This is a genomic window from Bartonella sp. AA1HLJMS (assembly GCF_042197445.1).
Classification (GTDB): domain Bacteria; phylum Pseudomonadota; class Alphaproteobacteria; order Rhizobiales; family Rhizobiaceae; genus Bartonella.
This window is the reverse complement of record NZ_JBHIRW010000159.1, coordinates 1-1,620: the sequence shown is the minus strand read 5'-3', so window position 1 is coordinate 1,620 and position 1,620 is coordinate 1. Positions and strand designations below refer to the sequence as shown.

The window sequence follows — 1,620 nt, the reverse complement described above, 5'->3', positions numbered from 1 at the left end:
AGGGCGCCAACTCTCTAGCTGATAAGGACCAACGCAAGCAGAATGGCTTGCCAAATACCGGTTTCCCATATCACCATTTTTTTCGTGTTTCATGAGTGTCTCACGATCAAGCAAAGCAAGAGTACGACTAGTGGCAAAATGGCTAAGAATGAGCTCTGCTGGATAAGGTTTATCAAATTTCATCACCACTGTTTTGTCGTCCAGTGCTTGAAAAGCCTCATCAACGTTTTGTTCTGTGATACCATATTCATTAAATGTCGCCGCAGTAGCCATCTTCAATTGAACAACCCGCTTCATGCTCCAAATAAGATCATTAGCATTCGCAGGACGACCATCGTTGAACTTTAAACCATCACGCAAGTGAAAAGTAATCACCGTACTCTGATCATCACTTGAAACATCCCAACTCTTCGCTAAAGAAGGAACCATTTTAGCAGCATCATCTGTAGCAGAAACGACTAAATTATCACAAACATTAACAAGAACTTCATTACCATAACGGTCATTGATTTGTGCGGGATCAAATGTACTTATTGTATCAAGATTCCAAGCCATCACAAGCGTATCGGCAGGTGTTTTCGCTGAAACTTGTTGCACAAACATCCCCATTGCAAGAACAGCAGAAACAAAAGAACTGCCCTTTTTCAATATTTTTCTTTTCACGTTCATAGAATTTTCCTTTTAAGATTTAAGGTTATTGTATAACTTCCCATGAGACAACATGCAAAAATGATAAGATCATGATTAGAAAACACGCCTTCTAGAGGTAAAATATCAAAATCTCTAAAAGCAGCAGCCACTTTTCAAAAGCTCATTCCCTCCCAAACACGTATAGAACAAACGAACATATGCAACGCAAAACGATCTGATTAAAATGAAGCTATCACGCACGATAGCACACGACATCACGGCACTTATAATTCAGAGCATATCAGACCAAAATCCTTCCTTGCTTCATTAAAAAGATTTCTTTTTCAAGTTTCTCTTGCGATTTTCTAAAAAGTATCATCAAAGCGCTACTCTAATTGCTTCAAAAGCCTCAAAACAATTTGATGTTTTGATGATCCTGAATAAATTTTTCGTAACCATTTTCACCCTTCTTCAGAAGAAAATTCGAACTTTGATTATAACTCCGTATCAAATAACAGCTTCGAACCTATAGATTATCATATTTTAAGTCATAAGGAATGTAACCTGAGGTATGAGAAGAGTAGCTTGATGTTTCCCCACGTACCCGCATACAACAGTTTTTCTCACCAAAACATTTTATAAAGTCCCCATTTTTTCAGAAACACTAAACTTTGCTTTATTCGTTACACCTGTCTTTTGCAACAAACAAATTTATTACTTTCTATACATATAAATTGAAATATCAAATATTAATATCTATACACGTAGAATTTATCGAGATAAATAACCTCTCTTCCCAATAGAATGTTTTGAAACAAAATTCTCTACACAACATAGTAATCCATTCCCGATAGAATTCAACGTATTGCAAAGTATTAAAGAGCTTTGCAATACATCAAATATATCATGACCATGTTTTTTATATTTTATAAACTTGATACCTTCTTATTTTTCAATTGCACTATAAAAAATACGTGGTGCACTATTCCA

1 protein-coding gene is annotated in these 1,620 nt (G+C 35.6%); it reads right to left on the bottom strand.

Annotation, left to right across the window (positions count from 1 at the left end; genetic code table 11):
- A partial coding sequence (locus tag ACFIQE_RS10200) for an ABC transporter substrate-binding protein (protein ID WP_375707679.1) occupies window positions 1–669 on the bottom strand: 669 nt, incomplete at its 3' end.
- Between the last annotated feature and the right edge of the window lie 951 nt (window positions 670–1,620).